The 7,546-nt window shown below is 68.0% G+C and carries 7 protein-coding genes; 6 read left to right on the top strand and 1 reads right to left on the bottom strand.

The features are described 5' to 3' along the window. The 6 genes from ACIPIA_RS07065 to ACIPIA_RS07040 all read left to right on the top strand — a co-directional run. The coding region (locus ACIPIA_RS07065; RefSeq protein ID WP_400508008.1) for an RsmB/NOP family class I SAM-dependent RNA methyltransferase at positions 1-1,146 on the top strand (1,146 nt) is incomplete at its 5' end. A 171-nt stretch (positions 1,147-1,317) separates the two neighbouring features. Beyond that, positions 1,318-2,985, top strand: coding sequence for a heparinase II/III family protein (locus tag ACIPIA_RS07060; protein WP_400508005.1), 1,668 nt, complete (start codon positions 1,318-1,320; stop codon positions 2,983-2,985). A gap of 95 nt (positions 2,986-3,080) precedes the next feature. Beyond that, positions 3,081-4,673 (top strand): bifunctional phosphoribosylaminoimidazolecarboxamide formyltransferase/IMP cyclohydrolase, encoded by a 1,593-nt coding sequence (gene purH / locus ACIPIA_RS07055; RefSeq protein WP_400508003.1) that lies wholly within the window; start codon positions 3,081-3,083, stop codon positions 4,671-4,673. Between the two features lie 74 nt (positions 4,674-4,747). Then, the gene (locus tag ACIPIA_RS07050) at positions 4,748-5,926 is read left to right on the top strand and encodes a low temperature requirement protein A (RefSeq protein WP_400508002.1); all 1,179 of its coding nucleotides are present in this window, start codon (positions 4,748-4,750) and stop codon (positions 5,924-5,926) included. 3 nt (positions 5,927-5,929) lie between these two features. Continuing rightward, positions 5,930-6,208: a hypothetical protein gene (locus ACIPIA_RS07045; RefSeq protein ID WP_400508000.1), complete on the top strand. Its 279-nt coding sequence runs from the start codon at positions 5,930-5,932 to the stop codon at positions 6,206-6,208. Continuing rightward, positions 6,205-6,699 carry a YbaK/EbsC family protein gene (locus tag ACIPIA_RS07040; RefSeq protein ID WP_400507998.1) on the top strand — a complete coding sequence of 165 codons (495 nt, stop codon included), beginning with the start codon at positions 6,205-6,207 and terminating at the stop codon, positions 6,697-6,699. The genes ACIPIA_RS07045 and ACIPIA_RS07040 overlap by 4 nt, the downstream gene beginning before the upstream one ends. A gap of 3 nt (positions 6,700-6,702) precedes the next feature. Here the strand turns inward: ACIPIA_RS07040 and ACIPIA_RS07035 are convergent, their stop codons facing one another. Continuing rightward, positions 6,703-7,506: a DUF72 domain-containing protein gene (locus ACIPIA_RS07035; RefSeq protein WP_400507996.1), complete on the bottom strand. Its 804-nt coding sequence runs from the start codon at positions 7,504-7,506 to the stop codon at positions 6,703-6,705. Positions 7,507-7,546 lie beyond the last annotated feature (40 nt).

Genomic DNA, 7,546 nt, shown 5'->3' with positions numbered 1-7,546 from the left:
TTTCGCAGGCTCGGCACGATCCAGCATGCCATCGACGAGCGTTTGGATCGCGGCAGCCCGCGCCAGTCCGGGCCGTTCGAGCCGATCCTGACGGCGGCGGCCGCGCAGATCCTATTCCTCGACGTTCCCGACCACGCCGCCGTCGATCTGGCGATCCGCCATCTGCACGAGGATGCGCGCTCGGCCCGCTATGCCGCGCTCGGCAATGCCGTTTTGCGCCGCCTGGTGCGCGAGCGGGATCAGGTCCTCGCCGAAACCGCCGCCGACGCCTTCCGCGACACGCCTGAATGGCTCGCCGCGAGCTGGAGCGAGACCTATGGTCCGCAGGTGGCCGCTGCGATTGCCGCGAGCCATCGCGAGGAACCTTCGCTGGATGTCACCGTCAAGGCCGACGCCGCCCGCTGGGCCGAAGCGCTCGACGGCATCGCCTTGCCCACGGGCTCCGTCCGGCTCCGCGAACGGCAGGCCATCGCGGAGCTCCCGGGCTTCGAGAGCGGAGACTGGTGGGTGCAGGATGCCGCTGCAGCCCTGCCGGCGAAGCTGCTCGCGCCCCAAGCCGGCGAGCGCATCGTCGATCTCTGCGCCGCTCCCGGCGGCAAGACGGCCCAGATCGCCGCCGCGGGCGCCGAGGTAACGGCGCTCGACCGCTCGGCGCCGCGCCTGCGTCGCCTCAAGGCCAATCTTGCCCGGCTGGGCCTGACGGCACATGTCGTCACCGCCGACGCCGCGACCTGGAAGGCCGAGCCGTTCGACGCGGTACTCCTCGATGCGCCCTGCAGCGCGACCGGCACCATCCGCCGCCATCCCGATGTCGCCTGGACCAAGCTGCCGGAGGATCGCGACCGGCTTGCCGGCCTCCAGGCGCGCCTGCTCGACGCCGCCGCAGAACTGACCAAACCGGGCGGACGCCTCGTCTACTGCACCTGCTCGCTCGAAGCCGAAGAGGGCGAGGCACAGATCTCGGCCTTCCTCGCGCGCCATCCCCAGTTTCGTCGCAAGCCGGTCGAACCGGCCGAAATCGGCGGTTTGACGGAGGCCATCGATGCCAATGGCGATATCCGGACCCTTCCGCATCAGCTGAAGGGCGATTCCCCGCGCCTTTCGGGATGGGCAGGATTTTACGCAAGCCGCCTGATCAGGCTATGACGGAGCAGGGATTCGCGCGGCGGGACGGCGCGGCTTCTCCAGCATGATCCGCGCGGTTGCGAGCCGCGCCCGGGGACGGAGCATACGGGGGTTTTGAGCGGCTGGACTGAGCGACGGGGATTGGCCCAGGCCGCAGTCGGACGAGCGGCGCGGCGAGCCCGTGGCCAGTTCGTGGGGGCGACCCGCAAGCTCTGGCCGTTCGGGCGCAGCAACGCCACCCGCCTGCTCTTCGCTCCGCACGACCTGCGCACCGCGGACCCGACCATCGCCGGCGACGTCTATGCCGGCTACTACACCTTTGCGGGGCGCACGCAGCGCAGCCACGGCGAATCCCCCTTCGACATCGAGCCGCCGAGCGACGCCTGGGCGGAAGCGCTCTACGGCTTCGGCTGGTTGCGCCATATGCGCGCTGCCGATACCGCCATTGCCCGCGCCAATGCCCGCAGCCTCGTCGAGGACTTCATCGCCAAGCGGCGCTACCGGCATGACATTGCCCGCCGCCCGGCCGTCGTAGCGCGCCGGCTGATCGCCTTCCTGTCCCACTCGCCGCTGCTGCTGGAGGGCGCCGATCATGCCTTCTACGACCGCTTCCTCCGCCATGTCGCGCATATGGCCGATCGGCTCAGTCTCGCGCTGGCCGGGGCCGTGGAAGGCGCCGATCGGCTGAGCGGCCTGATCGCGGTTACGCTCGCAGCCATCTGCCTCGACGGACAAGATACCCGCCGGCGGCGCGCCGAGACCATGCTTTCGGACGAGCTGGACGAGCAGATCTTGCCGGATGGGGGCCATCTATCGCGCAATCCGCGCCTGCTGATCGAGCTGTTGCTCGATCTCCTGCCGCTGCGGGAGACCTTCTCGGCGCGCGGTCTGGAGCCCCCCCGCGGCGTGCTGACCGCGATCGAGCGGATGATGCCGCATCTGCGCCTGTTCAGGCATGGAGACGGCTCGATCGCCCTTTTCAACGGCATGGGCACGACCGCGCCCGACGTGATGGCGACGCTGGCCGCCTATGACGATGCGCGTGGCCGCCCGACCGAGCATGCCGCCTATTCAGGCTATAGCCGCCTGGCGGCCGAGCGCAGCGTGGTCATCGCCGATGCCGGTCCACCGCCACGTGGCGCCTATTCGACCGAGGCCCATGCCGGCTGCCTCGCCTTCGAGTTTTCCAGTGGCGCGCAGCGCATCATCGTCAATTGCGGTGCCAGTCGTTTTGGCCCGCTCGATCTGAGGCTCGCGGCGCGCAGTACCGCAGCTCACTCCGCCGTCGTGCTCGACGACCGCTCCAGCGCGAATTTCGGCATGGTGCTCGGCGAGATGCGCATCGTCTCCGGGCCGCGCGATGTCCGCGTCGCGCGCCAGGACAGCGCCGACGGCCCCGAATGGGTTGCGAGCCATGACGGCTATCGCCGCGGCCTCGGCGCCGTCCATAGCCGCCGCCTGCTGCTCGCCCGCGATGGCGCCACCCTGTCCGGCGAGGATGAGATCACACTCGGTGGAGCGCGCGAAACCCTGCCGGCCGCCGCGCGCTTCCATCTCCACCCCAATGTCCGCGCCAGCCTTGTCCGCGAGAGCACGGGCGCGCTTCTCGCGCTTGCCTCCGGTGAGGTCTGGAGCTTCGAGGCCGGAGGCCTTCCGATCACGATCGAGGAGAGCATCTTCCTGGCAGCCTCGGATGGGCGGCGGCGCACCGAGCAGCTCGTCATCGCCTTCGATGCTGTTGCCATGCCTCGCGTGAGCTGGCGGCTCACCCGGATCAGCACCGCCAACCCGCGCGCCGGCAAGACCGTGGCGGCAGCGATCGCCGAGCGCACGGCCACCGAATCCGCGCCCGACGCGTGACGGTTCCGCGACACTGAGCTTTGCCTTTCGCGGCGCAGCATGATAGCTCGCGCGCGACTGCCTTTCCTGTAATCCAAGCCGGACCAGAAAACCCGATGCCGAATGAACTTCGCCGCGTCGAGCGCGCTCTCCTTTCCGTTTCCGACAAGACGGGGCTGATCGACTTCGCGCGCTCCCTCCACAGGCTGGGCATCGCGCTGGTCTCGACCGGCGGCACCGCCAAGGCGATCGCCGAAGCCGGCCTGCCCGTCAGCGACGTCTCCGATCTCACCGGCTTCCCCGAGATGATGGACGGTCGCGTCAAGACGCTGCACCCGAAGGTCCATGGCGGCCTGCTCGCCATCCGCTCGCATCCCGAGCACCAGGCTTCGATGCTCGGCCACGGCATCCAGCCGATCGACCTGCTCGTCGTGAACCTCTACCCCTTCGAGGCAACTGTCGCGGCCGGCAAGGCCTATGACGACTGCATCGAGAACATCGATATCGGCGGCCCGGCCATGATCCGTGCCGCGGCCAAGAACCATCATGACGTCGCCGTCGTGGTCGAGCCGGCCGACTATCCCTCCGTACTCGCCGATCTCGAAGCCCAGAAGGGCGCGACCACGCTGACGCTGCGCCGCAAGCTCGCCCAGAAGGCCTATGCCCGCACGGCGGCCTATGACGCCGCGATCTCGAACTGGTTCGCCAACGAGCTCGGCGACACCGCCCCGGCCTTCCGCGCCCTCGGCGGCGCGCTTGCCGAGGCCATGCGCTATGGCGAGAACCCGCATCAATGGGCCGCGTTCTACCGCACGCCGGAAAACCGGCCAGGCGTCTCGACCGCGCGCCAGGTTCAGGGCAAGCAGCTCTCCTACAACAATATCAACGACACCGACGCCGCCTTCGAATGCGTCGCCGAGTTCGATCCGAAGGCCTCGGCCGCCTGCGTCATCGTCAAGCATGCCAATCCCTGCGGCGTCGCCGCCGGCGGCTCGATGCTCGAGGCCTATGAGCGCGCGCTGGCCTGCGACCCCGTCTCGGCCTTCGGCGGCATCGTCGCGCTGAACCGCACGCTCGATGCGGCTGCCGCGAAGAAGATCGTCGAGATCTTCACCGAGGTCATCATCGCGCCCGACGCCGACGAAGAGGCGATCGCCATGATCGCCGCCAAGAAGAACCTTCGGCTGCTGCTGACCGGCGGCCTGCCGGACTTCCGCGCGCCCGGCCTGTCGTTGCGCACCGTGTCGGGCGGCTTCCTCGCCCAGTCTCGCGACAACGCCGTCGTCGACGACATGGAGCTCAAGGTCGTGACCAAGCGTCAGCCGAGCGAGCGTGAGCTCGCCGATCTGCGCTTCGCGTTCCGGGTTGCCAAGCACGTCAAGTCGAACGCCATCGTCTATGCGAAGGATCTCGCCACGGTCGGCATCGGCGCCGGCCAGATGAGCCGCGTCGATTCCTCGCGCATCGCCGCCTGGAAGGCCGCCGAGGCGGCGAAGACGGCCGGCCTGCCCGAGAGCCTCGCCAAGGGCTCCGTCGTCGCCTCCGATGCCTTCTTCCCCTTCGCCGACGGCCTGATGGCTGCGGCGGAAGCCGGCGCGACGGCCGTGATCCAGCCCGGCGGCTCGATGCGCGACGACGAGGTCATCAAGGCGGCCGACGAAGCCGGACTCGCCATGGTCTTCACCGGGCATCGCCACTTCCGCCATTGACGGCGGCGCGCGGCGCGGGACACCCTCACCGGCATCCCGCGCATCGCGACGCGCGGCAGGGGTGAGGGGTCCGGATGGCGAAAGCTCACAAGCCCGGCGCGCTGCTCAGGGAGCGCGTCGAACACCAGCATGCGAGAGTCAGCTATGTCGAGCTGTTCTTCGATCTGGTCTTCGTCTTCGCCATCACCCAGATCTCCCACACGCTGCTCGAGCATTTCAGCCTGCTTGGGCTGGCCCAGGCCGCCTTCCTGCTCGGCGCGGTCTGGTGGGTCTGGATCTATACGAGCTGGGTGACGAACTGGCTCGACCCCGAGCAGGCGCCCGTGCGGCTCATGCTGTTCGTGCTGATGCTGTTCGGGCTCGTCCTGTCGTGCTCGGTACCGGAAGCCTTCGGCTCCACGGGGCTGGCCTTCGCCGGCGCCTATGTTGCGATTCAGCTGGGTCGCTCGTTTTTCACCATGGCGAGCCTGAGGGGCGCCTCACCGGCAAACTACCGCAACTTCCAGCGCATCACGATCTGGCTTTCGGTCTCGGCAGTATTCTGGATCGCGGGGGGCCTGGCCGAAAGCAATCTGCGCTTCGGGCTCTGGATCATCGCGCTCGGCATCGAATATGCCGGCCCCGCGCTCGGCTTCCATGTGATCGGGCTCGGCCGCTCGCGGACCACCGACTGGAATGTGGAGGGCGGGCATCTCGCCGAGCGCTGCGCGCTCTTCATCATCATCGCGCTCGGTGAATCGATCCTGATCACGGGCGCAACGGCAGCGAAGCTGCCTTTGACCGCCGTCAATATGGCAGCGTTTCTCAATTCCTTCGTGAGCTCGGTGACGATGTGGTGGATCTACTTCCATATCGGCGCTGAGCGCGGCAGCCAGATCATCGCGCACTCCTCCGATCCCGGCCGGATCGCGCGCGTCGCCTACACCTATCTGCACGTGCTGCTGGTTGCCGGCATCATCCTGGTCGCGGTTGGCGACGAGCTGGTGATCGCTCACCCGCTGGGCCACACCGACGCGAAGACGGCCATTGCCGTCATAGCCGGCCCGGCCTTCTACCTGCTCGGCAACCTGCTGTTCAAGCGGGTCACAGCCGGCTGGTATCCGCTCTCCCATCTGGTCGGGCTCGGCCTGCTCGCTGTCCTCGTGCCGGCCTGGACCGTGTTGCCACCACTCGGCTTCAGCCTGACCGCGACCGCGATCCTGATCCTGGTCGCCGCCTGGGAGGCGATCTCGCTGCGGCCGAAGGAGGCCTGACGCATGCATACCATCAAGGTCATCGGCATCGGCTTCGCACTGCTCGGCATCCTGCTGGTCGCGGCACCCCGGCTCGCCATCTCGGCCGGGCGGCCCATTCCCTTCGCCGTCAGGCTGTTCCTGCCGCTCTGGTTCGCCGGCGCGCTGATCAATCTCTGGATCGGCGTCGCTCGCGCGGGCTATACCGTGATGGAGGAGGCTCCGATCTTCCTCGTCGTCTTCGGCGTGCCGGCGGTCGCCAGCCTGCTGATCCTCTGGTTGACCTCGCGAATTGCCCGATGAGCCTCGAATCCGTCCGCGCCTTCTTCGCCGAGCACGCTCCCGACATCACGGTCGTCGAGACCGCCGGCAGCAGTGCCACCGTGCCGCTCGCAGCGGCTGCCCATGGCGTCGAGCCCGGCCAGATCGCCAAGACGCTCTCGCTGCGGATCGGTGAGGAGGTCGTGCTGATCGTCACCCGTGGCGATGCGCGGCTCGACAACAGGAAGGCCAAGGCTGCGCTCGGTGGAAAGCCGCGCATGCTCGGCCAGGAAGAGGTCGAGGCGCTGACCGGGCATCCCGTCGGCGGCGTCTGCCCGTTCGGACTCGCCACCCCGCTCCAGGTCTATTGCGATGTCTCGCTCAGGGCCTTTGACGAGGTCGTTCCCGCGGCAGGTTCGACCCATAGCGCCCTGCGCATCGCTCCGGCAAGAATGGCCGAACTGACGCACGCCCGATGGGTCGATGTCTGCCAGGACGTGGCCGCGCAGCAGGAGGCTGCCGCGGCCGAATGAAGCTCAGCGCTTGGTCCGCGCAATCAACTCCATCGCGGCGGCCGGATTGCGCACCTTGCCGCCACTGATGACATAGAGAAAGACGTCGCGCTTCTCTCTGGGCGCGGCGGGGCCGACGGCACCCAGCCCCTCGGGCGCACCTCCGCCTGCCCATTCCTGCGCCGCCTTGGCCCAGCGATCGAGGCCGGCCTCGGAATAGCCCTTCGGCTCGCCTTCCTGCGTGCCCATGATCCGCGCATAGACGAAGGGTGCGGTCACATCGGCGATCTGGGTGTAATCGGCATCGGCAGAGGTGATAACGGCGACGCTGTACTCGCGCAGCAGCGCCACGAACTCCGGCGAGCGGAAGCTGTCATGCCGGACCTCGACCGCATGGCGCAGCGTGATCCCGTCGAGCTGCTTCGGCAGCAGCTTGAGGAAAGCCTCGAAATCCTCCGGGTCGAATTTCTTCGTCGGCATGAACTGCCAGTTGATCGGGCCTAGCTTATGCCTGAGCTCGGTCAGGCCGCTCGTCAGGAACTTCTCGACCGAAGGCCCCGCCTCCGCCAACACGCGCCGGTTTGTGCAGAAGCGCGAGCCCTTCAATGCGAAGACGAAATCCTCAGGCGTCTCCTCCCGCCATTTCGCGAAGCTTTCCGGCTTCTGGGAACCGTAATACGTCCCGTTGATCTCGATCGAGGTCAGCTTGCTCCCGGCATATTCAAGCTCCCGCTTCTGCGGCAGACCGTCCGGGTAGAAGGCCCCACGCCAGGGCTCGAACACCCATCCGCCGATGCCGATATAGATGTTTCCTGCTTCGCGCTTCATGGGTTGCTCCGTCGTCCCGGGCGTCGGTCCTGTCGCCGTG

Source organism: Allobosea sp. CER48, from assembly GCF_044752385.1.
Lineage (GTDB): Bacteria > Pseudomonadota > Alphaproteobacteria > Rhizobiales > Beijerinckiaceae > Allobosea.
The sequence above is the reverse complement of the archived record's forward strand: the minus strand, read 5'-3'. Positions and strand labels throughout refer to the sequence as shown.